Below are 24,919 nucleotides of genomic sequence, written 5' to 3' on the forward strand. Positions count from 1 at the left end.
GAAAGGAACGGTACATGATGATCAACAAAAGCATAGGCAGTCGTATCTTTGACAGTGTCAATTATACATTTTTGATTATAGTTGCTTTGGTAACCATTATCCCCTTTTTCTATATTGTGTCTGTCTCTTTTGCGGAACCGGAGGAGGTGCTCCGGCGCGGCTTTATTTTATTTCCTACTTCATTTTCACTTGAGGGATACAAATACATATTTTCCACTAGTATCATGATGAGAAGCTTGTTGGTTACAGCAGGCATTACAGTGGCGGGGACATTTATCAATTTGTTGTTCACATCGCTGCTGGCGTATCCATTATCGAGACAGGACTTTGACGGTAGAAAGTTATTTATGATGCTTATTGTGTTCACGATGCTGTTTAATGGCGGCATATTACCCACCTTTCTTGTCGTGAAATCACTCGGATTACTAAACAGCTACTGGGCGCTGCTCATACCGAACGCCATTAGCGCTTTTAATCTGATCGTCGTTGTGAGCTTCTTTCGGCAATTACCGGAAGGGCTAGAAGAGGCGGCGAAGATCGACGGCTGCAATGATCTGGGACTGCTCTTCCGCATTGTACTCCCGTTATCTGCACCTGTGCTGGCAACGTTTGCATTGTTTTACGCCGTGGGACATTGGAATACATTTTTCAGTGCAATCTTGTACATCAACGATGCTAAAATGTGGCCGATTCAAGTTTGGTTGAGACAAATCGTGATCTTATCTCAAGGTGGAATTGGTGATTCCACGCAATTCGATCAGAACTATATCGCCCCACCATCGCAAATTATTAAGATGGCCGTTATCGTCATCTCAACCGTACCTATATTGATCGTGTACCCTTTTCTGCAGAAGCATTTTGCCAAAGGGGTTATACTCGGCTCTGTAAAAGGTTGAAGGGGTTTTCAATTCAGAAGGAATTAAATTAGGGGAGGCATCACATCAATGAAACGCCAATTGGAAATGACAAGAACAGGATTTACAGCCATAAGTATCATCGTAGGAGCAGCGGCACTACTCACGGGTTGCGGGAGCGATTCGAGTCCAGCAGCAGGAGGAACTGGAACGAGTACCGCAACGGCTAATAAGGAGCCTTTAAAACTAAGCATCATGACATTAATGTACGCGGAACCTCCCAAGGCAGACAGTGATGTGCAAAAGAAGATCGAAGAATATACGAACACCAAGCTCGATATCTCTTGGGTTCCGAACTCCTCCTACAAGGACAAGGTCAATGTGACGATCGGTTCAGGTGAACTGCCGAAGGCCATGCTCGTGCAAAATAATAAGGACTCCAATATTTTGAGTGCCATTCGTTCGGGCATGTTCTGGGAAGTTGGCCCGTATTTAAGCGCGTATCCCAATTTATCCAAAATGAATAAGTCGGTATTCGACAATATTAAGGTTGACGGTAAAATTTACGGATTGTACCGTGCCCGTGACTTATCGACCTCTGGGATTATTTTTCGAAGTGACTGGTTGAAAACCGTCGGTTTAAGTGAACCGAAAACAATGGATGAGCTTTATAACGTTCTGAAAGCCTTTACATTGAATGATCCAGATAAGAATGGCAAGCAGGATACCGTAGGACTAACGGAAGAAAAAGTGATGGATGGTTTAAATACAGTAGCTTCTTACTTGGGTGCTCCGAATGGCTGGGAAGTAAAGGACGGCAAGCTGAGCCCGGATTTCCTATCACCGGAGTATTATGAAGCGATGAAATTTTATAAAAAACTGTATGACGAGAAACTGATCAAACAGGATTTCCCTGTGCTGAACAATCAACAGAAAAAAGATGATATAAATCAAGGAAAAGCTGGCGCTGTGATTTCCAACATGATTGATGCAGCGGGCTACCAAGCTACGCTTACCAAGACGTTCCCTGGAGCAGATATCGATGTGGTGAGCCGAATTAAAGGGCCTAAAGGGGAAAGGACGTACGGCGGTCAAGGCTATAACAGTGTATTCATGTTTCCCAAGTCGAGTGTGAAGACGGAGGCTGAACTCAAACAGATCCTTGGCTTTTATGATAAGCTGTCTGACCAGAAAATGCTCGATTTGCTCGGATGGGGCATTGAGGGAAGACATTATAAAGTAGAAGAAAGCAAGCCGGTATTCATTGACCAAAAGCTGCAGGACACAGAGGTTGGCTCCAGTTATCTTCAATTGCAAGTAGCGAAATATACGGCTAAAACGACAGGTAAAGAAACAAAGCTGATGGAAAAATACGGAAAAATGATTAGAGACAACGAAGCGATTGCCGTGAATAACCCAGCTAATCCGCTTGATTCTAATACGCAAACGACGAAAGGCAGCGAATTAAAACAGATCATTGATGATTCCCGCACTAAATTTGTGCTCGGCAAGCTGGATGAAGCGGGATGGAAGCAGGCGATCGAGCAGTGGCGCAAAGCTGGCGGCGATAAAGTGATAGAAGAATTCAGCGCGCAGTATGCGAAGAACGCGAAGTAAAGATGTTTAAGGAGGTGATCAAACAGTTCGGACAGCCAGAAATGGACATAAGAGCTTGAAAAAATCGAACAATGGAGGCTCATTTGATGAAAAAGAAGCTCGTTTGGAAGTTGTTGGCAGCAGTATGGATGTTTGCGTTAATTCTATCATTTGTTGTGCCTATTGAATCGGCAAATGCAGGCACGCCTTGGAGAAGCTCGTTATATCCTTCTGATTGGACCCCGGGGTATAAAGATGCGCAAGGCCGGTTTTTTCATGACTTTTCTTATGCGGGCTATTGGAGAGGTGAGAAAAGTATCCCATCCACTCCGCCAGGCGCCACCTATAACGTCGTAACCCAATACGGGGCAGATTCAAGCGGAACCAACGATTCTACGAATGCCATTCAGAATGCGATTAATGCGGCAGGTGCTGCTGGGGGCGGTATCGTTTATTTACCTGCGGGAACTTATCGTGTTAAGCCGCAAGGAACCGCTACAAGTGCCCTCTGGATTAATAAAGACAATGTCGTGCTCCGGGGCTCAGGTAAAACATCAACGTTCATTTACAATGATTCAACGAGTATGCGAAATAAAGCAGTCATCCGTATTTCGCCGCTAACGTCGGCGGATTGGTTTACGCCAACGAATACACCAACTTCCATACGAAGTGATGTGCAGCCGCAGGCGATGACAATTCCCGTTAACAGTGTCAGCGGGTATAGTATCAACGAATTTATTATCGTGCACTCCGATGCTACGGATGCTTTCATTGCGGATCACGGTATGACCGGCAAATGGGATGCATCCTTGAAGGGGCCGACGTTCTACAGGAAGATCACAGGTATTGATGCTTCTGCTAACACGCTTACCATCGATATTCCTATTCGGTATACGTTGAAAACAAGGGATAATGCACGCGTATATAAAATAGGCGAAGCGGTTGCAGAGGCAGGAATCGAAGATTTGTCAATCGGGATGAAGCAGCATACGGGAACAGGTTGGGGAGATTTGGACTTCAATGTAGCTGGCACAGGGGCTTACGATGTGCATGACTCTAAGGGGATAACGATCGTAAATGCCAAAAATAGCTGGGTAGATAACGTTAACAGCTATAAACCTAGTTCCAATAGCGGTGATTATCATTTACTATCATATGGTATTACGATCAATCAATCTCGTACGGTCACCATCCAGAATACCCATTTTCAGAAACCGCAGTATAAAGGCGAAGGCGGAAATGGATATATGTACGCCATACAGGGCTCGGATAACTTGGTGCAAAATGCTACGGCCACGAACGGGAGACATAACTTCGATTTCAAAAGCATGTGGACAAGCGGAAACGTCATCCACAACAGCACATCGAATACTCCTCGTCTTGCCTCCGATTTCCATATGCATTTAAGTATGGCCAACTTATTCGATAACATGACGATGAACGGAGACTTTATCGAAGCCGTGTATAGACCGTATGGAACGATAGAGCATGGATGGACAACGACGCAATCGGTGATCTGGAATACAAACGGTACTGCTTATGCCACTGGTCAGTCGTCCATTGTGAAATCAAAGCAATTTGGTCAAGGATATGTGATAGGAACTCGGGGAGCAGCTAATGGTGTGACCTATACAGTACCAGCCTCGGATGGCTCCGCGCCGCAGGATCTGGTAGAGGGTATCGGTACAGGATTGGATTTGGTGCCACAATCCTTGTATTTGGACCAAAAGGCGAAGAGAAGTGTCGGACAGCCTGTAAATCTCTTGACAAACCCCGGGTTTGAAACAGGCGATCTGACAGGATGGACGGAATGGCACAATGCAACGCTTGCTCAAAAAGTGGATACGGATTTGCCATGGAGTGGAAGCTATAAACTGACTCATTGGGCGTCGGCTAATTATCAACAAATAACGGCTCAACTGAAGACAGTGCCAAACGGACTTTACTCGGCTAGCGTATGGGTACGCTCAGGCGGAGGACAAAATGCGCTGCAGCTATTCGCTAAAAACTACGGCGCCGCTGAAATTGATGCTGTTATTGGAACCAGTCCAATACCGAATTATACGAAATATACGATAGACAACATCCCGGTGACAAACGGCCAAGTTGAGATCGGCATATGGAATGACGCCAACGGCAATAACTGGGCCGCATTTGATGATTTTGAATTAGTGAGAAAGTAACGTATAACAATCGTTCTATTTGGATCAAAAGAGGCGATGAGAGGCTATTAAGCCACAGGGCCTTTCTCGCCACCGTAAAGTCGAAAAGAAGACGGAGACATGCCGGTAATTGATTTGAAGTGCCGACTGAAGTAATGGACTGAAGCGTAGCCGAGTTTGCTGGCAATAACCTCTACTTTTTCTTCCTCCAGCAGAAGCTTCTTCGCCAATTGTATCCGTTTACGAATCATGTAGGGTTTCGGTGAGACGCCCATCACTTCCTTAAATAACTGGGCAAAATAGGCATGGTGATAACCGCACTGCTGGGCTAGCTCTGATAAGCTCCACGGATGTTCAGGATGCTCCCTAATCATCTGCAGCGCTGGTCCAATCATGCTTCGCTTGGAGCTATGAAGCGCTGAAATTTCTAATTCTTGGCGAACAATTTGAGCTAATACTTGCATCAGAAGACTTCTTAATACGAGCGAATAGCCGGGCTCCTACTCTTTGTATTCCTGAACAATCTGATACAGCAACCGTTCTCCCGTGACTAGCCTGAAATGATCAGGAATGGTGACGCTGCCATAACCCTCGACTTCAACCGTGTAGTGCAGCGGCGAGTCAAATGGCGGTCCGCCTGCAAAGCGTTCCAGCTTAGCGCCAGGGTGAACAGGCTCTGGAGACACTCGGTGCCAATCGAAGTGCAGGCTGATGAAAGTAGCTGAAATGCTGGGATGGACGGATAGCTTATGCGGTGTACACGATCCATAATAAGCACATTCGCCGGGAAGTAGCGAGTACTTATTGGCGCCTACCCACAAATCCATTTGACCGGACACAACGTAAACAAGTTGGCAATCAGGGATCGTACGGGGACCGAAAACGAAGCCTGCCGAAACATCTTTCTCCACATTTGCATAGTTCACTGTAGGGAGTAATAAGGCTGTCGGTCCGAGCGGGTGAGAAGGTTCCATTTGGCGTGCTCCTTCGTCGATTTGTTATTCTAAGCTACTTCGCTGTCGTTGGCTAAAAACCTTTGAAAAGTGCAACTAGTTCTAATCTTTACGGCAACGACTAGCGAACTGTATGCTGATACACTTGATCTTGTAAGTCGAAACATCGGCTTCAACAATTAGTGGACGGGGGATTAGGCATGCTGACAGCGGAGCAGGTACAGTTGTTTGAACGTGACGGTTTTGTTAAGGGCGATGTTGTGCTGAACGACGAGGAAGTTGAGATTCTGCGTCGTGAGCTGGATCTTGTACTGGAAGGGAAGACCGTTAAGAAACCGGTACTGAATCGCAACTTGGCTTCAGTCCAGTGAATATGGAATGAGCATGGAAGCCAGTGAAACGATTGTTCAGGTTGTTAACATCTGGATGGCCAGCGATATCTACTTGCAGCATGCAGCTAATCACATTTTATGCGAGGATGTTGCACAACTCGCCGGTACGGACACACTGCGCATATGGCACGACCAAATTCAATACAAGCCGCCAGTCACAGGCGGGCCTACGAAGTGGCATCAGGACCATCCGCTGTGGCCGATCATCAAGCCTGCAGAGCTAATAAGCGCATGGGTGGCGCTGGACGATGCTATTGTTGAGAACGGCTGCATGTGGATGGTACCCGGTAGTCATCAATGGGGAGATCACCAGCGGCATTTGCTTCACGGTCCTGACCATATGCCGCAGCATAAGCGTCCTGAACTGCTGCCTGAAGGTGTGGAGATTAAGCCGGTTCCGTTCGAGATCAAGAAGGGTCAGGTTGGCTACCATCACTGCATGACATGGCACGGCTCACTGCCGAATCAATCGCAGATGAAACGGCGTGCAATTGCGGTCCATTATATGCCGGGACATATTCGTTATGAGCCTGTAGGCAATCATCCCATGAATAAGCATGTTCATGTTCAACCGGGCGAACTTTTGACCGGAGACGATTTTCCTGTTGTTTATAAGAAGTAATAAAAAAATTGATTGGGCAAGGTCTATGAACTGTGACCCTATTCGTGGACAATTAATAGAAAGACCCTAAATTAAGCTGTTAAAAGATGGCTCCCGGTATTCGTCGGGGGTCATCTTTTTTAATGTCCATTGATACCGATCGCATTGTCGTTCAGCAACTTCGATGGGCTACCGTGATTACCCATGTTGTAGTTTCTACAACAATTCACACGCCTAAAGGCTATTTTGTAAGTAAAAGTTGTAGTTTGTACACCATTTCGAACCCATTTGTTGCTAAATGGCCTGTCCGGGGCTAAATTGTTGTACATTATGCAACATCGAAATGATAAAGGTGGGATAGCCAGAATTCTTGTACTTTCTACAACATCTTTCAACCGAGAAGATGGATTTATTCATTCAAACCTTATTTCCCCCTACTCCAACTCTTGCCTCATCATTTTTTTGTTTACCGTTAATTGCTTTTAGAGTTGTGACATCATATTTGTTATATAACAATAAAAATATTTTAAAATTGTTATTGCATAAATGTTTTATTTAGTTATACAATATAAAATATAATAACAATCTGTATTGGTACAATGGTTCATATGTTGAAGGGAGAGATGGTTATGAGTAGTTTGGCCTCATCGATGGAGTTTGAAAGAAGGAAATTCACAAACCTTCGCGCCTATGGTTTTCAGCGATCTGTTGCAAAACAAGAAGTTCATAAAGAACACGATGAATGCGGTGAAACTGCTCTGTATCCATTGTCTCCATTGTCTTTGACACTGTACTATGCCTTTGATAATGATGTGGAAGTGGGATAATTGGCGGACTGCGCAACTCATAAAATGATATGAAAGCCTACCGAGTTTTCGGTAGGCTTTTTATTGTTATAGTATATTAATAAAAACAATTAATTTTATAAAACAATATTGAACATTATTTGGTTATGTGTTATATATTATATAACAAAAATAAATCTGTATTAATACATTAGAGGAGGAAACAACAATGGATTGTCCAACATGTCAAGGTAATGGAGATTTAGAGGAAATGAGAAGCACAGATGAGCACTTTCACAAAGAGGGGTCGTCCATCTATTTTGGTCAGGATCGTGTGCTCTGGCCCAACACTTGTCCGATTTGCGGCGGAAGCGGATTTCTAGACGTATCCTTTTAAAAAACAAAACCCAATAAAGGAGTGCATAGGATCATGAGCAAACAAAGTCAACGTGAACAACTGCAAGCAAGCTTGAATTCCAAGCGATTCGAAGGGGTGTCTCGACCTTATTCGGTTGAGGATGTGCTTCGCCTTCGTGGCTCCGTAATCATTGAACAGACACTGGCTGAGCAGGGAGCCAGCAAATTCTGGGAGCGGGTTAACGAAGAAGACTTTGTACCTGCACTTGGCGCTCTAACGGGAAATCAAGCTGTGCAGCAAGCAAAAGCAGGACTTAAAGCGATTTATTTGAGCGGTTGGCAAGTTGCCGCCGATGCGAACTTATCCGGTCATATGTATCCCGATCAAAGTCTTTACCCAGCTAACAGCGTTCCTAGCGTTGTGAAAAGAATTAACCAGGCACTGCAGCGCGCTGATCAGATCCAGCATGCGGAAGGCAAGGGAAGCATAGACTTCTATCTCCCTATTGTGGCAGACGCGGAAGCTGGCTTCGGAGGACCACTTAACGTGTTCGAGCTGATGAAGGGCATGATTGAGGCAGGAGCCGCTGCTGTCCATTTCGAGGATCAGCTCTCCTCCGAAAAGAAATGCGGCCATTTGGGCGGTAAAGTGCTGTTGCCAACGCAGCAAGCCGTAAAAAATCTTATCGCAGCAAGGCTTGCAGCCGATGTGATGGGCGTGGAGACGGTGCTAATCGCTCGTACAGATGCGAATGCAGCAAGTCTCCTGACGAGCGACATTGACGAGATTGATCGACCGTTTCTAACTGGCGAACGATCACCCGAGGGATTCTTTTATGTCCATGCAGGTTTGAATCAAGCGATCTCACGCGGTCTAGCTTATGCCCCTTATGCGGATATGGTTTGGTGTGAAACCTCGGAGCCAAACTTAGAGGAAGCTAGGCGCTTTGCAGAAGCGATTCATGAGAAATTTCCTGGCAAACTGCTTGCATATAACTGTTCTCCCTCATTTAACTGGAAGAAGAAATTAGATGAACCTACGATTGCAAAATTTCAACAAGAGCTAGGTAAACTTGGCTATAAGTTCCAGTTCGTGACATTGGCAGGCTTCCATGCTTTGAATCACAGCATGTTTGAACTCGCTCACGATTATAGAGATCGTGGTATGGCTGCTTACTCTCAGTTCCAACAAACGGAATTCGCTAGTGAATCTCGCGGTTATGAAGCGACACGCCATCAGCGTGAAGTAGGAACGGGTTATTTCGATGAAGTTTCCCAAGTCATTACGAGCGGTACTTCTTCCACAACTGCGCTTTCCGGTTCAACGGAAGAGGAACAATTTGCTCATTAATAGCCATGCCAGAAGGTTTAAGGAGATGAGGATATTGATCGATCAAACCATGCTAAGGGGAATTGAAATCGAACCGACTTCTACGGAGGGGCAGAAGATTCTCACGCCGGAAGCATTAGCATTCGTAGCACATCTTGAGCGTACATTTGGAGCTAAACGGCTAGAGCTGTTGCAGGAGCGCAACTTGAGGCAAAGTCGTATTGATGCAGGTGAGCTGCCGGGCTTTTTACCAGTAACTGCAAGGATACACAGCAGCGATTGGAGCATAGCGCCGGTCCCTGCGGATTTGCAAGACAGACGCGTTGAGATAACAGGTCCAGCTGGCGACCGTAAGATGGTCATTAATGCGTTCAATTCTGGTGCTTACGTCTACATGGCAGACTTCGAGGACGCCAACTCGCCAACTTGGAACAATACGATCGGCGGTCAAGTGAATTTATACGATGCTGTTCGTCGAACGATCGCTTTCACTAGTCCGGAAGGGAAAAGCTATAATCTTCAGGCTCAGACGGCAGTGCTCAAAGTTCGTCCTCGCGGTTGGCATTTGGAAGAGAAACATATGCTGGTTGATGGGCGTCCTGTATCAGGTTCGTTATTTGATTTTGGCCTTTTCTTTTTCCATAATGCAAAGACACAGATTCAGCAAGGAAGCGGACCTTATTTTTACTTGCCTAAGCTTGAAAGCCATATCGAGGCACGTCTTTGGAATGACGTGTTCCTATTTGCTCAGCAGGAGCTAGGTATTCCGCAAGGTACGATTAAAGCTACGGTGCTTATCGAGACGATCGTCGCTGCCTTTGAAATGGACGAAATTTTGTATGAACTTCGCGAGCACAGCGCAGGCCTGAACTGCGGGCGGTGGGATTATATCTTCAGCTATATTAAAAAGCTGCAGAAGCAGCCTCACGTTATCGTTCCCGACCGTGCTCTCGTAACGATGGAATCGCCGTTTATGAAAGCATATTCGCTGCTCGCCATCCAGACTTGTCATAAGCGGAATGCGCCTTGCATCGGAGGCATGGCCGCACAAATTCCGGTGAGGAATGATCCGGAGGCGAACGAAGAAGCGATGGCGAAAGTAAGAGCAGATAAGCTGCGCGAGGTGAGAAATGGTCACGATGGCACATGGGTGGCTCATCCCGGATTAGTTCCTGTGGCAAAAGCGATATTCGATGAGTATATGCCGGCGGCCAATCAAATTGACAAGCAGCTTTCTGGTACCCAAATTACCGCTGAACAATTGCTAGAGGTGCCGCTGGGGCCGATAACAGAGAATGGGATACGGACGAACGTCAGTGTCGGCATTCAGTATTTGGAAGCTTGGCTGCGTGGTTTCGGTGCTGTACCGATCAACAACTTGATGGAAGACGTGGCCACTGCGGAAATATCACGTGCGCAGCTTTGGCAGTGGATCCACCATCCACTAGGAATTTTGGATGACGGGCGTAAAGTAACGGCAGAGCTATTTCAACAGATTCAAGTTGAAGAGATGGCAAAGATCAAAGAAAAGCTTGGGGAAGATGCTTTTCAGCAAATGAAGTTTGACCAAGCAAATGTTCTTTTTACCCAAATGACGGTTTCACCTGAGTTTGAAGCTTTTTTAACCGAAGAAGGGTATCGACATTTGTAATTGAAGTAATTTGAGACAGGGCCTTTATGAGGCTTCTGTCTTTTTTTATTTGGATATACTATAATTATTTCAATGTTATAGAACAGTTCAGCGAGGTGTGAACCATGAGCACGGGCCATTCGGAGCTTCATACGAAGCATGAACAAATTACGAAATATATTGAATCTTTGGCTGTAGGCACCAAGCTGTCCGTTCGGCAAATCGCTCAAGATCTGGATGTGAGTGAGGGAACGGCTTATCGTGCCATCAAGGAAGCGGAAAATATCGGTCTAGTCAGCACCAAACGGCGGATCGGCACGATTCGCATGGAGAAGAAAGAAGAACCCGTCATTGATAAATTAACGTTCGCGGAAATCGTGAATGTGGTGGAAGGCGTTGTGCTGGGTGGTTCTTCGGGTATACATAAGTCCCTGAACAAATTCGTGATTGGCGCGATGCAGCTGGAGGCCATGCTGAAGTATATTGAGGCAGGCAATTTGCTCATTGTCGGCAATCGTGTACAAGCACACATGTGTGCACTAAGTCAGGGAGCTGGCGTGTTGATTACCGGTGGATTTGATACCACGCCTGAAGTAAAGGAGCTTGCTGATGAACTACAGCTTCCTATTATCGGCAGTTCATTCGATACATTCACGGTTGCTACGATGATTAACCGTGCCATGGAAGATCGCCTCATTAAGAAAAAGATTATGATTGTTGATGACATCGTGCGCAAAGACAGTCCTATTTATTCGCTGCTCGCTGTTAGTACGGTCAAAGACATGCAAAAGCTGGTTGAGGAAACAACGCATACACGGTATCCTGTCATCGATGACAATCAGGTGCCGATTGGCATGATCACGACCAAGGACATCATGGGCGCGAAGCCGAATCAGCTCATTGGCACCTTGATGACTCCTAATCCGTTAATGATTAACTTGAAAACGTCAGTAGCATCAGCTGGACATACGATGGTGTGGGAAGGTATTGAGCTGCTGCCCGTCATCGATACCGATCGCAAGATGATCGGTGTCATTAGCCGTAAGGATGTTATGAAAGCAATGCAGCATATGCAAAGGCAGCCTCAGAACGCAGAAACGTTCGAAGTGCAGATCTATTCGGGGATCGACGAGCTACGAGATGAGGAAGGTAAGCTGTATTTTCAAGGAACGGTTACCCCGCAAATGACGAATTTTGAAGGATTAGTCTCCGAGGGTATACTGACAACGATTATGATTCGTGCGGCTTATCGCACGGTTCAGGAGCACAAGAAAGGTGATCTTATTCTGGATAGTTCTTCCAGCTATTTTCTGATCCCGCTGCAAATCGATGACGTCATCGAAATCGTACCCTCGATCGTGGAGATGAGCCGCAGATTTTGCAAAATTGATATGGAAATCAGGACGAACGGCACTAGAGTAGCTAGATCCATGTTTACGGCACGTATTTTATAATAATAATCTTAAAGGAAGAATGGCCACCTGTGGAGGTGGTTATTTTTGTTTTGTGCAAGCATAAGTTTGCTCTGAAAATGATATGTATTATTTAACTAAATGACGAAGTGCGTGCTGGTTATCTTTGATTTTCTAATTAATCTGGGGGAGGAGTCGCAGTCAATGAATGCATGGATATTCTACTTAATGCTAGCTTTAGCGCCTTGGGGGAATGTGGGGAATCAGGATGATCACCTCAATGAGGTTTGCTCCAGCATAAATGAAAGCGCAATCATAAGATCGGAAGTGGATACGAAGGTTATTCATTATACCAATCAAGCTATTTTTCTTACTTACCACCATCTGGATGACAACGAGTCATTTGTGACGATTACCCCGACAAAATTTAATCAGCACCTCCAGGTATTAAAAGAAAATCATTATAATGTGATCCCGATCGAAGATTATAGCTGTTTTCTAGAGCATCGAAAGTCAATTCCCCCGAATGCTGTCGTGATTACATTCGATGATGGCTATCGATCCTTTTATGAGAAAGCATATCCTTTACTGAAAAAACAAGGGTTCCCGGCAACTAACTTTGTTGTTGTAAGTTATCTGGATTCTGATTATCCGTCTTTACCCTTTCTGACTTGGAAGCAAATTCAGGAGATGAAACACGATGGGTTCAGTTTCTATTCTCATACGTTTAACCTTCACCAGAAAAAGAGGGGTGACGGTGTGAATGCCGTACCTGCTCTAACGAATCGCCTTTTTCTGGAACAGGAAAAACGGTTGGAGACGGAAGAGGAATGGAGAAAAAGAGTTTGTGAGGATCTTTGGATGGCCGAAGCCATGTTAAAAACGCAGCTAGACAATAAGCTATCCATGCTATGTTTCCCTTATGGGGAGTATAATCAGACCGTTATGGATGACGCGAAAGAGATGGGTTTCCGTTATTTTATCACGACAAAAGAAGGGATCAATTCGGGGGATAGCAGAGAAATAAATCGGTTGAATGTCGGCATGCCCTATGTTTCCGCGGATAACTTTCTCAAAAAGCTGCAGAACTATGATCGTAAAAAGTGATAGGGGGGCTGTCCCTCAAGGTCTATTGACCTTGAGGGACAGCCCCTTTTTTTCATATAAAATGTAGATGAGGATATTCCTTATTTACGTGAGGCTATCTTCATCAGCGCTACCAGATTGTTCTGTCCGTGCTTCTGCTAATTGTGCATGTGCTTGGTCAAGTTGTTCGTGTGCTTGCTGAACAGCTCTTCTGCGATGATTACTAATCGATTGTGCTTGATTCAGTTCGCTTAGTGCATCAGCTACCGCATTATGGGCTTCAATTTCTGCACTTTGTTGTTCGGATTGTTGGTTAGACATGGCATACATCTCCGATCTATTGTTTTATTAGGCAAAGTTAATATTGCCACAATTTGACTAAATCATGCGTTATCCGTATCGAATAAAAAAATAATGAAAGGTGGTAGAGCAGTCCACTTTTTTTCAAAACTTGGCTGCTTTTTCACGAGGAGCTAACATGTCTTTACACGATTAATCGCAAATGATAAGATTCAAATCATACACGATATATAATGTGTAATGAAATTGAGGGGGCTAATCCTGCATGAATGAATTGAAGCTATGGTATACCACCGCTGCGCTGGACTGGTCGCAAGGGCTGCCAATAGGCAACGGGAGACTAGGTTCCGTCATCTATGGTGGAATCGAGAAGGAAACCTGGAGTATGACGGAAGTCACTTATTGGTCTGGAAAAACGGAGAGGATCGAAAGCCATTCAAGGGGCAAAGCTGATCTTGATCAGATGCGGCAGCATTTCTTCGCAGGGGATTACAAGCGCGGGGAAGAGCTAGCTCAGCTGGCACTGCAGCCTAAGAAGCAAAATTTCGGTACGAATTTGCAGATGTGTCATCTAATCCTGAATGTGGAGCATCAAGGTAAAGATCTTCAGCGTGTACTAAACCTTGAAAACGCTATCTTTCATATTTCTTACAGCGTAAATGGGAATAACTTTACCCGGGAAATATTTGCTTCGCACGCGGACGATATTGTGGCTTCGCGTTTTTGGAGTGAACACAAAGGGGGCATTTCATTCACGTTAGGAATGGAAGGTCAGACTGAAAATTTTACGAAATGGTTAGCTGAGGACGCTACAATTACTTTTGAAGGGCAAGCGACGGAAACGATGCATAGTGACGGTAAGTGCGGAGTTTTCTGTCAAGGCATGGTCAAAGTGGTGGCACAGGGCGGAACCATTGTTGTAGAGGGAGATCAAATCGTCGTAAGAAACGCAGATGAAGCATGCATCTACTTTGCCTCTAATACCGATTATGGAAAAAGCGATGGTGGCTGGCTGCAGGAATCGGGCCGGCAATTGGAACATGCCATAGCCAAGGGCTACGCACGAGTTAAAGAAGACCACATATCCGATTATCGCGACTTATATAAACGAGTGAGCATGGACTTAGGTCATTCAGACGTGTCCCACCTACCAACGGATGAAAGAATTCGTCTTTTCCAGAACGGACAAGATGATGATCCGCAATTATTTGCCTTATTTTATCAATATGGCCGCTATTTGATGATTTCCGGTTCACGTGCCGATTCTCCTTTGCCTCTAAATTTACAGGGCATTTGGAATGATGGCGAAGCCAATCGTATGCAATGGAGCTGCGACTACCACCTGGACATCAACACACAAATGAATTATTTTCCAACGGAAGTCAGCAATCTGGCAGAATGTCATATCCCTTTAATGAATTATTTGGAGATGTTATCGCAAGCTGGCCGAACGACAGCGCATGACTTTTATGGATGCGAAGGTTGGGTGGCTCACGTATTCTCAAATGCATGGGGGTTTACGGCTCCAGGCTGGGAAACTTCATGGGGACTGAACGTTACAGGCGGCTTATGGATTGCAAGCCAACTGCGAGAGCACTATGAATTTAGCTTAGATCGTAAGTTCTTAGCGCAGCAAGCATATCCTGTGATGAAAGAAGCCGCCGCCTTTTTCCTCGATTACATGACGCTGCATCCACAATATGGGTGGCTTGTAACTGGCCCTTCTAACTCACCGGAAAATAGCTTCTATATCGAAGACAACGTTTATCAATTGTCGATGGGATCAACACTCGATCAAGTGTTGGTTCGTGATTTATTCGTCTTTTGCTTGGAGGCTGCCGATACGCTGCAATTGGATTTCGATGTGCAAACCAAGCTGAAGCAAGCCATCGCTAAGCTGCCACCCCTTCGTATTGGCAACCGGGGACAATTGCAGGAATGGCTGGAAGATTATAAAGAAGCACAGCCGGATCATCGTCACCTATCTCATCTAATCAGTTTACATCCGGGTAACCAAATCACCCTAAGAGGCACTCCGGAACTGAGTGCCGCTGCAAGAACCACCTTAGAAAATCGTATGTCTCGCGAGGCGTTGGAAGATGTTGAGTTCACGGTCGCCTCTTTTGCAGCGAGCTTCGCTAGACTAGAGGACGGCGAACATGCCTATAAGCATTTAACCCATTTAATCGGTCAATTGAGCTTCGATAACTTATTAACTTTTTCCAAACCGGGGATTGCCGGAGCGGAGAAACACATATTTGTTGTTGACGGAAATTTTGGAGGGACAGCGGCGATAGCCGAAATGCTGCTGCAAAGTCATGCTGGAGAAATTAATTTACTTCCCGCCCTGCCTAAGAAATGGCATACAGGTAAAGTTTCAGGACTGCGGGCCAAAGGAAATATAGAAGTTGATATCGTCTGGGAGAACGGTGAGTTGATGGAGGCCACTATTCAAGCGTTCTCAGCGTGTCAAACATTTCTGCGTTACCGTGAACAAAGCGTTCCGCTCGTTCTAACGCCAGATAACGTCTATAGCATCGACAAGCAGTTGAACGTGACTCAGAAGGAATAAGGAAATCTGTATGGTCAACGACCCAATTGTACCTATGCGATAATGCCCTGAATCTATATAATCAGTCGTGTGGTAAGCGCTATCAAATAGATAAGGTACAGTTTTGCATGGGCTGCAATTCGGGAGGTTGAAGTATTGAATTCACAAGAACAAGCACGCAAACACGCCATTATTTACGATCGTCCGGCAGCAACCTTTTTTGAAGGGGCATTACTGGGAAACGGGGGGTTGGGGGCAGTCGTAACGACTCGACCCGATTCGGTACTTATCCATTTTGGACATAACAACGTATGGGATATTCGGATCGCCGAAAATAATCAAGAACAAATAGGAACCTTTGAAAGCTTGTTCGCCAAACTGAAGGACATCCCAGACACGTATGCTTCATTAAGCGATGAAGAATGGTACCGCGATTATGTCACGATGACAAGCGAGAACTACAGCTTCCCATATCCTAGGCCGATGCCGTGCGGCTCTCTACTGCTAGGCTTCGACCCACGGACTACAGAAGTACTAGGACATTCGCTGCATATTGATTGTGGGATATGCGAAATCCATTTCCTGAATGAAGGGGCTTCGACCACGCTGCAGGTTTTTGTCGACCAGCAAGCTGATCGTCTATGGGTGGCGATGAAGGATTCTGATCAAGCTGGGAAGGCTGCTACTTTCTTCAATCGATTGAAGTTAATTCCAGATCCTTCCACACCCAAAGAGATTCCTGCATTCCGAGCTACAACCGATGCTTCCAACATGCAGTTAGCGTTCCACCAAACGCTTCCCTTCTCCTGCCTAGAAGAAGAGATGCGAGATGGGCATCCTCGCGACCGTGCGTTCCGCTTATCAGCGAGGATCTCACCATCGATTACGGTACAAGAGTGTGGTCATGATCTGGAAGTATTGCTGGGTAAAGAATCAGGTTTCCTAGTTTGCATCCAGTTAGAAGAAGGACTTGACTCTGTCATTAGTCATGAGATAAAGCCGATTGATCTACCGACAAATGAGTCTTTTGACCATGCGTTGTCTGGTTCGTTGGATAGTTGGAACGACTATTGGTTACGTTCGGGCGTAACATTGCAGGATGAATTTCTAGAGCAAGTCTGGTATCGGAATTTATACTTTTTCCATTGCGCTGTGAAACCAGAAGCCACTTGCCCAGGATTGTTTGCTAATTGGAGCTATGGCTTGATTGGTGCTGATTGGCATGGCGATTATCATATGAATTACAATACACAGCAGCCATTTTGGGTAGCGTTTTCTAGTAACCATGTAGATAAACATTTGGCCTATGTGAACATGGTTGATCATATTCTCCCTATCAGCCGAAAGTGGGCGAAAGAATATTACGGCCTTCGCGGTGCTTATTACCCGCATTCCGCTTACCCAGTGGACATGAATATCATGCCATACCCAGTGCCGCACTGGGGCTGGGAAATATGTGAAACACCATGGACTGTGCAGAGCCTTTGGTGGCATTATTTGTATACGATGGACAAATCGTTTCTAGCTGAGCGTGCCTTCACACCTATGAAAGAAGCCGTATTGTTTATGGTCGATTATATGAAACGTCCAGAAGCACACGGAGAGGAATGGGGCGATGACCGGTATCATATTTTCCCAACCGTCGTGCCAGAATTGTATGAGTTAACGCCCGGCTTCAAGAAAAACAGCGATTGTATCGTCGATTTGACATTAACGAAGTTTCTGTTCAACGCTTTCACCAAGGCGTGCGACGTGCTTGAGCGAAACGAGGAAGAAGCTGAGCTACTCGCTGAGGTCCACGAGGTTTTGCACAATTTCCCTGACTATCCGACGGCGGAGTCACAGAGGGGTAAAGTATTCGTTTCCGTTCCGGGTGAAGATCCCGAAGTCGTGTATAATGTCCCTAACGGGGTTTCAACGATTTTCCCAGGAGAAGACCACGGCTTGCATACTTCGCCTGATCAATACGAGATCGCCGTTAATTCCTATAAGAATCACCGAAATGAAGGAGGAAACGATCTTGTTTTCTATCATCTTGCCGGAGCCCGATTAGGTCAGCTTGATCTGGAGCGTTTTAAACGTCAAATCAAATACTGCCTGCTTCCAAACGGAACATGCACAGATAAACTACTGCAATCCGGTGGACGGTATTCGGATACAACGGCTTTTGATTATATGGGATCGATGGGCATATGGTTTGAAAATTTTGCATTGCCCGCTGTTATCAATGAGTGCTTGATGCAAAGCTATAACGGCATCCTTCGCTTTTTCCCTAACTGGGACATAGAGCAATATACGGAGTTTTCCACGCTGCGTGCGGTTGGAGGCTTTCTTGTAAGCGCTGCAGCTAATCGGGAGGATGTCCTATGGATAGATATATATAGTGAGGCTGGCTCCCGGCTTCAGATCTATAGCCCTTGGGAAAAGGGTGTTAGATGCATACACAGTAGAGGGGAAGAACTGCTGACAGGGAACATCATCACGGTGAATACCGTCAAGGGTGAGCATATTCGTTTAATCAGAGCTAAGTTATAAACCTTTTACGAAATATCAGAAAAGACCCGACTAGGGGTTTTTTTTGTTGAAGAATCATGCTAACTTGTAAAAGAACGTATTCCGAAACCTCCAAAATGGAAGGGAGAATTGCCAGTGCCCAAGTATTCCAGATTATTTCGAAGGTTTCTGATCTCTTATATCGTTATTTTGATCATCCCCAGTATAGCGGGCTATATGTCATACCGTACTTCGATCACGGTCACACAATCGATTTCCATTGAGAATAATGTGACGCAGCTTCAAAAGAGTCAAGAGATTCTGGAACGCAGAATGGCCGAAGTTGAAAGTTTTACGAGACAACTGGCTTTAAACCAAGACTTGAGTGTCCTTTTGAACGAAAAATTGGTAGATGATAAAGCAAATGTGTATGGGATCTGGAAAATAACGAGAGATATTAAGGCCTACAGCCAAACGAATGACTTTTTGAAGCATTTTTATATTTATTTGACTAATTTTAACGTCGTTGTGACACCAGGCAATGCTTTTTTTCGCCCTGAGCATTATTATCAGACTTCGCATTACAGCAATCTTTCCTTAGACGAATGGAAAAAAACGGTACTAGAAAAAACGCATAGAAGCGAAATCATGCCGCTGAGCCCATTTGTGAATAACGGAACGCAAACCTCAGTTATCACCTTTATGCAATCGCTCCCATTAGACAGCTTTAGTGATTCTTCACCGGCCACGGTTGTCACCATTATTGATGAACAAACCATCAACAGTGTATTGTCTGGTTTAAGAGATCCGAACGGCGGTTGGATGCATATTAGCGACGCAGAAGGACATACCATTAGCTTACAGGGGATCAGTCAACAGGAAATGGATCAATTATCCGCGGATAGCCGCTTCGATAAAGGGAAAGTCAGTCAATTCTATGCAGATGATCTCGTGATAAGGATTCAATCCAAATCAACAGGGTGGGTATACAGCACGGGCATTCCAAAGCACGTTTTAATGGAGAATGCGAATAAAATTAAGTACATCACTTGGTCGGTGACTGGTGTTGCTCTACTGATCGGGCTTTTTGTTGGTTTTATGCTGTCTTATCGAAATACAGCCCCGATCAATAGGCTGCTTAGTGTAATGAAAGAGCAGTTTGGCAAGGAAGCAACGTCAGAGCGCAATGAATATGATTTCTTGCAGGGTAATATATCCAATATCATTACCAACAACAAGCGCCTTGAGTCTGAGCTTAATCGGCAGCTGCCATTAATTCGCGATGCCTTTTATAAAAGGTTAATTGCGGGAGAGTTTCAATCGAGGGATGAATTGATATCTGCTGCCGCGCAGGCTGACACTGGGCTAAATATGAATGCCGGATATACGGGTATTCTGCAAATCAATGGTTACTCCGGCATGGAAAGCGTAGAAATTCTCAACGAACTGAATGCGGCCAGACTCATCCTAAAACAGATTTTAATTGATTCAGGAAGCCACCTGCATGTTCATATGACTGATTTGGGTTCAGATCGCATCGTAACCCTATTTACGTCAGGTGAAAAGGATGAAGGTGAAGAGGTTGGTAAGGAAGATATCGAACAACTCGTGGCTAATCTCGCCCATCTGGCTTTTACCGATTATCGAATTACCATTACTGCAGCGCTAAGCGATCCCTTTTCCTCTGTCATGGAGATCAGCCGTTCCTATGAACAAGCCAGGCAGGCCTTGGAATACGCCGTATATATGAATAGAAAAGGAATCGTTTGGTACAGTGATACCCGAGTTGAGAGTAATACGTATTATTATCCAATCGATGTGGAGCTGCGATTAATTAGTACGATTAGGGCAGGCGATGTGGATGAAGCCGAGCGGATCGTCAAGTCGATGATCGAGCAAAATACGGAAAATCGAGAGCTATCTGTGGAGATGAAGCATCAGTTCATTGGAGAAGTGAAAGGAACGCTGCTTAAATTACTCGACCAGAAGGCTCTCATGGAATCCCCTATGTTCGAGAAAATTAAAAATCGGATTATTAGCATCCAGGCCACGGAAGCCATCGAGCTGATTTCGCGTGAAATCAATGAGATTATCTCAGCCATGTGCGGCCTCATCACGAGTAAAAAGAACGATGCACATATTAAAACAGTGAAGCAAATTAATGAATATATCGCTGAAAAGTATTCAGATCCCGATCTAAACCTATACCGGATAGCTGAGATTGTTGAGCGTCCAGAAAAATACATCTCCCAATTATTTAAAGAGGTAACGGGGACGAATTTATCCGATCATTTGGAAAAAATTAGAATGGACCACGCAGCGATTCTTTTAAAAAGAAACCAATATAATGTGGATGAAATCGCTTCTCATGTTGGCTATAACAGTTCACATTCCTTCCGAAGGGCGTTCAAGCGAGTGATGGGCGTATCGCCAAGCTCGTTCAGACAGTCTCCAGAAGAATAAAAATCCTAATCGCTGAGGCGGTTAGGATTTTTTCTGTCTTATATGACTGTAGCGGGAAAAATGGCCGTTCGAATAGGAAAAATGTCCGCTGAATTCGGGTTATTTGTTCGCAAAACGACGCAATTGTACCTATACGAGGGCCGCAATAGCCCCCTATAATCAGCCATATAGAAAGCGCTATCATAACTGCATGAGAAGTTTAGGGGGGAGCATTTTGGAAAAAGGAATTGTAATTGAACGCAGCAGAGTGGCACCAAAAGAGCGTGGTGGCCTCCTTACAGCAGCGGCAAAGAGTTTTAAAAAACACTGGCAACTGTATCTTATCGTCATTCCGCCAGCCTTGTTTTTCCTTATTTTTAAATACTATCCTATGTTGAATGCCGTCCTTGCTTTTAAGGATTACAACGTCACTAAAGGGATATGGGGAAGCCCATGGGTGGGATTCAAACATTTTAAGTTGTTTTTTGATAATCCGATTTTCTGGACGTTAATTAAAAATACACTCCTCATCAGCGGATACTTGTTAGTCGTCGGGTTTCCTATTCCAATTTTGTTGGCCTTGGCGCTTAATGAAATACGCAACGGCAAATTTAAGCGGTTTGTTCAATTGGTTTCGTTTGCTCCTTATTTTATATCCACCGTCGTTATGGTATCGATTATCATGCTTTTTCTAGCACCACGGCTAGGCTTCGTTAATGTGGCGATGAATCATTTCGGACTGGGATCTATCAATTTTCTCGGGGAACCCGGCATGTTTCGCTCGATTTATGTGTGGTCGGATATTTGGCAGACGGCAGGCTATTCGGCAGTTATCTTTTTGGCTGCGTTAGCAGGAGTGGATCCTTCGCTTTATGAGGCAGCCAAGGTAGATGGCGCTTCACGGTTTCAGAAAATCCGCCATATCGACTTGCCCGGCATCATGCCAACCATCACGATTGTTTTCATTTTGAATGTAGGGAGTGTCATGTCGCTTGGCTTCGAAAAGATCTATCTGCTGCAAAATCCGCTGAACAAGATAAATTCCGAAGTGATTGCCACTTATGTATATCAAATAGGTTTATTGAACGCGAACTATAGTTTTGCTACAGCGGTTGGATTGTTTAATTCCGTTATCAATTTAATTCTGCTTGTTAGTGTAAACATGGTAGCAAAACGATTATCGAACACGAGTATCTGGTAAATAATGGAGGAACCAAACGATGAATACGATGAAAACAACGATTAGAGAATCGGTTGGCGATAAACTATTTTTGATTAGCATCTACGTGATACTGAGCCTCCTTTTAGTTGTCGTCTTATATCCGCTTATTTATATTTTTAGCAGCTCGTTCAGCAGTCCATCGGCGGTAACTTCAGGCCGTGTGTGGCTCTGGCCGGTAGAATTTTCCCTGAAGGGATATGCAACGCTCATTGAAAATCCGAAGGTTGTGACAGGCTATGCTAATTCCTTATTTTATACGGCTGCCGGAACGATCATTAGTGTAGCGCTTACGATCATGATTGCTTATCCATTATCACGTAAAACTTTATTCGGAAGAAATATGCTGATGATGCTAATTACATTCACGTTGTTATTTAGCGGCGGATTGATTCCTACTTACTTGGTTGTGAAGCAGATGGGGCTAATCGATACCAGATGGGCCTTATTGATTCCAAACGCGATATGGGTATGGCAAGTGATCATTGCGAGAACGTTCTTTCAATCCTCGATTCCGGATGAATTAATTGATGCGAGTGCAATAGATGGATGCAGCGATCTCAGGTTCATGTGGAGCGTCGTGGTTCCGTTATCGAAACCGATTATAGCTGTTCTGTTCTTAATGTACGCTGTGGGTCAATGGAACGCTTACTTCGATGCCCTTATTTATCTCAAAACCGCCAATCTGTTCCCACTTCAGCTCATCTTGCGCAGCATTATCATTCTTAACAATAGCTCCAATGCCACAGATGCCTTGAAGCTGGTAGAAAGACAGCAGTTGGCCGAGCTTTTGAAATATTGTCTGATTATCGTGGCAACGCTTCCAGTACTCATCATCTACCCGTTTGTGCAGCGCTTCTTTGTTCAGGGGATGTTGGTAGGTTCTGTAAAAGGGTAGTGGAAAGAGGGATAACATGTCCTATTGAAGAATTGAAAGGGGTGATTGACAAAAAACAGAGCACTAAGGATTAAACGATAAGAAAGCTAGTCCATTCAAAAAAAGGGAGCGGATACAATTGAAAAGAAGATCGGTCAGTACATTGGTATTCATCTTGATGTTCAGTATGGTTCTTGCCGCATGTTCGAGTAAAGAGGAGACTTCGGCATCGGCGAAACCCACCGCGGGGGCTAAATCGCCAAGTGCAACACAAGCAGAGGCAAAACCCGTCGAAATTAGCGTATTTGCCCAACAGGATAATAACATTGATTTGAATACCAATCTTTTCACGAAACATTTGGAAAGCAAGTTCAACGCAAAATTTAAGTTTGAAATCATCCTTTTTGATGGAGCCAAGGAAAAGCGGCAAATATCATTAGCAAGTGGCGATTATCCAGAGGCGTATATGTTAACAACGTGGATCGACCAATTCTCACAAGCCGATCTTCTCAAGTTCGGTAAGCAGGGTGTTCTACTTCCATTGAATGATTTAATCGACCAGTATGCGCCCAATATTAAAAAGGCGATGGAGAAGGATTCAACGCTCAAAAGCTTCATCACAGCGCCAGATGGAAAAATATACGGACTTGGCTCCTATACGCAATGTTTCCATTGTTCCTACCCGAACAAAATGTGGATCAATACAAGCTGGTTGAAGAAATTAAACCTCGAAATGCCGAAAACGACTGAAGATTTCAAGAAAGTGCTTCAAGCTTTCAAGAAGAACGATCCAAATGGCAACGGCAAAGCAGACGAAGTTCCGCTTAGCGGATCGATTGAGGATTTCGGCGTACATGTCATTCCGTTCCTGATGAACGGCTTCATTTATAATGACGACCGTAATTATCTGAACTTAGTTAACGGTAAAGTGGATACTGCGGCCAATAAGCCGGAATGGAAAGAAGGACTTACCTATATTAAATCCTTGTACGACGAGGGCTTGATCGATCCAGGTGCTTTTACACAAAATGCCGAAGCCTTTAAGAAAATTGGCGAGAACGCTGGCGGACAAATTCTAGGTGCAGGCGCGGGCATGCATCCAGCCATCTTCGTTAACATTGATAAAGGAAACAAAAATTCAGCTGATTATAATCCCGTACCTCCGCTTACAGGACCGCATGGTTCATTCGCAACGCATGATGGAGGCGGTTTAACTCCGGGTGCGAAATTCGTTCTTACGAATAAGGCAAGTAAAGAATCGCAAATCGCGTTGATCAAAATGGTTGATTATATGTATACGACAGAAGGACAAACGAATGCAGCATCAGGTATGGAAGGCATCGATTGGAGAAAACCGAAAGATGGCGAAGTGGCTCTAGGCAAGGGAGTTACACCACTAATTGCATCGATTCCAGCTGTAGATGGGCAGCCTCCTCATAATGCCGGATGGAGCGGTATGGGACACTTCTACCAGCCGAAGGAGTACAGAGATAGCTTCGTGCAAGGGACGGATATTTACGACTCAGCCAACTACGAACGCAGGCTGTACGATGCGACGCTCTTGTATCAAGGTCATGAACCGAAGGAACTATTCCCGATGTGGGCAATTTGGATTGATCCGGCACTCACAGACGAAGCGAGCATTCTACAAACCAACATTAAGAACTATATTGAGCAAAGTGCACTTCAATTTATTACAGGAAATAAGGACTTAACCAAAGATTGGGATGCTTATGTGAAAGGTCTCGAAAACTTGAAAGTTGGTAGATACCTTGAAATTCTCCAAAAAGCGTACGATACTGCAGCAATCAAAAAATAACGATTGATGAAGAAATGGCCAGGTGTTTGTTCTAGAAATAAAGCACCTGGCTTTTTTCAC

At 44.8% G+C, this 24,919-nt stretch carries 20 protein-coding genes; 17 read left to right on the top strand and 3 right to left on the bottom strand.

From position 1 onward, the window contains the following. The first annotated feature begins 14 nt into the window (after positions 1-14). The 3 genes from QFZ81_RS09960 to QFZ81_RS09970 all read left to right on the top strand — a co-directional run bounded on the left by QFZ81_RS09960 (position 15) and on the right by QFZ81_RS09970 (position 4,633). Positions 15-896, top strand: coding sequence for a carbohydrate ABC transporter permease (locus QFZ81_RS09960; RefSeq protein ID WP_307444907.1), 882 nt, complete (start codon positions 15-17; stop codon positions 894-896). Between the two features lie 48 nt (positions 897-944). Further along, positions 945-2,471: an extracellular solute-binding protein gene (locus QFZ81_RS09965; RefSeq protein ID WP_307444905.1), complete on the top strand. Its 1,527-nt coding sequence runs from the start codon at positions 945-947 to the stop codon at positions 2,469-2,471. Between the two features lie 86 nt (positions 2,472-2,557). Then, complete coding sequence (locus QFZ81_RS09970; RefSeq protein ID WP_307444903.1) at positions 2,558-4,633, top strand: glycosyl hydrolase family 28-related protein; 2,076 nt, start codon at positions 2,558-2,560, stop codon at positions 4,631-4,633. A 47-nt stretch (positions 4,634-4,680) separates the two neighbouring features. Here QFZ81_RS09970 and QFZ81_RS09975 read toward each other — a convergent pair whose 3' ends face one another. Beyond that, positions 4,681-5,076 (bottom strand): helix-turn-helix transcriptional regulator, encoded by a 396-nt coding sequence (locus QFZ81_RS09975; RefSeq protein WP_307602575.1) that lies wholly within the window; start codon positions 5,074-5,076, stop codon positions 4,681-4,683. Positions 5,077-5,112: 36 nt separating this feature from the next. After that, on the bottom strand, positions 5,113-5,586 hold the full coding sequence (locus tag QFZ81_RS09980; protein ID WP_307444898.1) for a cupin domain-containing protein: 474 nt from the start codon (positions 5,584-5,586) through the stop codon (positions 5,113-5,115). 179 nt (positions 5,587-5,765) lie between these two features. On the opposite strand from QFZ81_RS09980, the gene QFZ81_RS09985 reads away from it, so the two are divergent. The 8 genes from QFZ81_RS09985 (at position 5,766) to QFZ81_RS10020 (ending at position 13,179) form a co-directional block, all read left to right on the top strand. After that, positions 5,766-5,936, top strand: a complete 171-nt coding sequence (locus QFZ81_RS09985) for a hypothetical protein (protein ID WP_307444895.1) — start codon at positions 5,766-5,768, stop codon at positions 5,934-5,936. A 7-nt stretch (positions 5,937-5,943) separates the two neighbouring features. Next, positions 5,944-6,579 carry a phytanoyl-CoA dioxygenase family protein gene (locus tag QFZ81_RS09990; RefSeq protein WP_307444894.1) on the top strand — a complete coding sequence of 212 codons (636 nt, stop codon included), beginning with the start codon at positions 5,944-5,946 and terminating at the stop codon, positions 6,577-6,579. A gap of 608 nt (positions 6,580-7,187) precedes the next feature. Then, entirely contained in the window at positions 7,188-7,385 is a 198-nt protein-coding gene (locus tag QFZ81_RS09995; protein WP_307444892.1) for a hypothetical protein, read from the top strand. 187 nt (positions 7,386-7,572) lie between these two features. Then, positions 7,573-7,740 (top strand): hypothetical protein, encoded by a 168-nt coding sequence (locus tag QFZ81_RS10000; protein WP_307444891.1) that lies wholly within the window; start codon positions 7,573-7,575, stop codon positions 7,738-7,740. A gap of 33 nt (positions 7,741-7,773) precedes the next feature. Beyond that, positions 7,774-9,051: an isocitrate lyase gene (gene aceA, locus QFZ81_RS10005; RefSeq protein ID WP_307444889.1), complete on the top strand. Its 1,278-nt coding sequence runs from the start codon at positions 7,774-7,776 to the stop codon at positions 9,049-9,051. Positions 9,052-9,100: 49 nt separating this feature from the next. Continuing rightward, on the top strand, positions 9,101-10,681 hold the full coding sequence (gene aceB / locus QFZ81_RS10010; RefSeq protein WP_307606862.1) for a malate synthase A: 1,581 nt from the start codon (positions 9,101-9,103) through the stop codon (positions 10,679-10,681). Between the two features lie 104 nt (positions 10,682-10,785). Continuing rightward, entirely contained in the window at positions 10,786-12,114 is a 1,329-nt protein-coding gene (locus QFZ81_RS10015; protein ID WP_307602577.1) for a DRTGG domain-containing protein, read from the top strand. A gap of 162 nt (positions 12,115-12,276) precedes the next feature. Further along, a complete protein-coding gene (locus QFZ81_RS10020; RefSeq protein ID WP_307444886.1) occupies positions 12,277-13,179 on the top strand; it encodes a polysaccharide deacetylase family protein in 903 nt (300 codons plus the stop codon). A gap of 84 nt (positions 13,180-13,263) precedes the next feature. Here QFZ81_RS10020 and QFZ81_RS10025 read toward each other — a convergent pair whose 3' ends face one another. Then, positions 13,264-13,479 carry a hypothetical protein gene (locus QFZ81_RS10025; protein ID WP_307444884.1) on the bottom strand — a complete coding sequence of 72 codons (216 nt, stop codon included), beginning with the start codon at positions 13,477-13,479 and terminating at the stop codon, positions 13,264-13,266. Between the two features lie 244 nt (positions 13,480-13,723). Here QFZ81_RS10025 and QFZ81_RS10030 point away from each other — a divergent pair, with 244 nt between their 5' ends. The 6 genes from QFZ81_RS10030 (at position 13,724) to QFZ81_RS10055 (ending at position 24,859) form a co-directional block, all read left to right on the top strand. Beyond that, positions 13,724-16,030, top strand: a complete 2,307-nt coding sequence (locus QFZ81_RS10030) for a glycoside hydrolase family 95 protein (RefSeq protein ID WP_307602579.1) — start codon at positions 13,724-13,726, stop codon at positions 16,028-16,030. A gap of 135 nt (positions 16,031-16,165) precedes the next feature. Continuing rightward, positions 16,166-18,544 (top strand): glycosyl hydrolase family 95 catalytic domain-containing protein, encoded by a 2,379-nt coding sequence (locus QFZ81_RS10035; RefSeq protein WP_307444880.1) that lies wholly within the window; start codon positions 16,166-16,168, stop codon positions 18,542-18,544. 114 nt (positions 18,545-18,658) lie between these two features. Next, on the top strand, positions 18,659-20,965 hold the full coding sequence (locus QFZ81_RS10040; protein WP_307444878.1) for a helix-turn-helix domain-containing protein: 2,307 nt from the start codon (positions 18,659-18,661) through the stop codon (positions 20,963-20,965). A gap of 214 nt (positions 20,966-21,179) precedes the next feature. Beyond that, a complete protein-coding gene (locus tag QFZ81_RS10045; RefSeq protein ID WP_373462668.1) occupies positions 21,180-22,145 on the top strand; it encodes an ABC transporter permease in 966 nt (321 codons plus the stop codon). 19 nt (positions 22,146-22,164) lie between these two features. After that, entirely contained in the window at positions 22,165-23,061 is an 897-nt protein-coding gene (locus QFZ81_RS10050) for a carbohydrate ABC transporter permease (protein WP_307444876.1), read from the top strand. A gap of 118 nt (positions 23,062-23,179) precedes the next feature. Next, on the top strand, positions 23,180-24,859 hold the full coding sequence (locus QFZ81_RS10055) for an extracellular solute-binding protein (protein WP_307444874.1): 1,680 nt from the start codon (positions 23,180-23,182) through the stop codon (positions 24,857-24,859). Positions 24,860-24,919 lie beyond the last annotated feature (60 nt).

The organism is Paenibacillus sp. V4I9 (assembly GCF_030817295.1).
In the GTDB taxonomy this organism is placed as follows: Bacteria; Bacillota; Bacilli; order Paenibacillales; family NBRC-103111; genus Paenibacillus_E.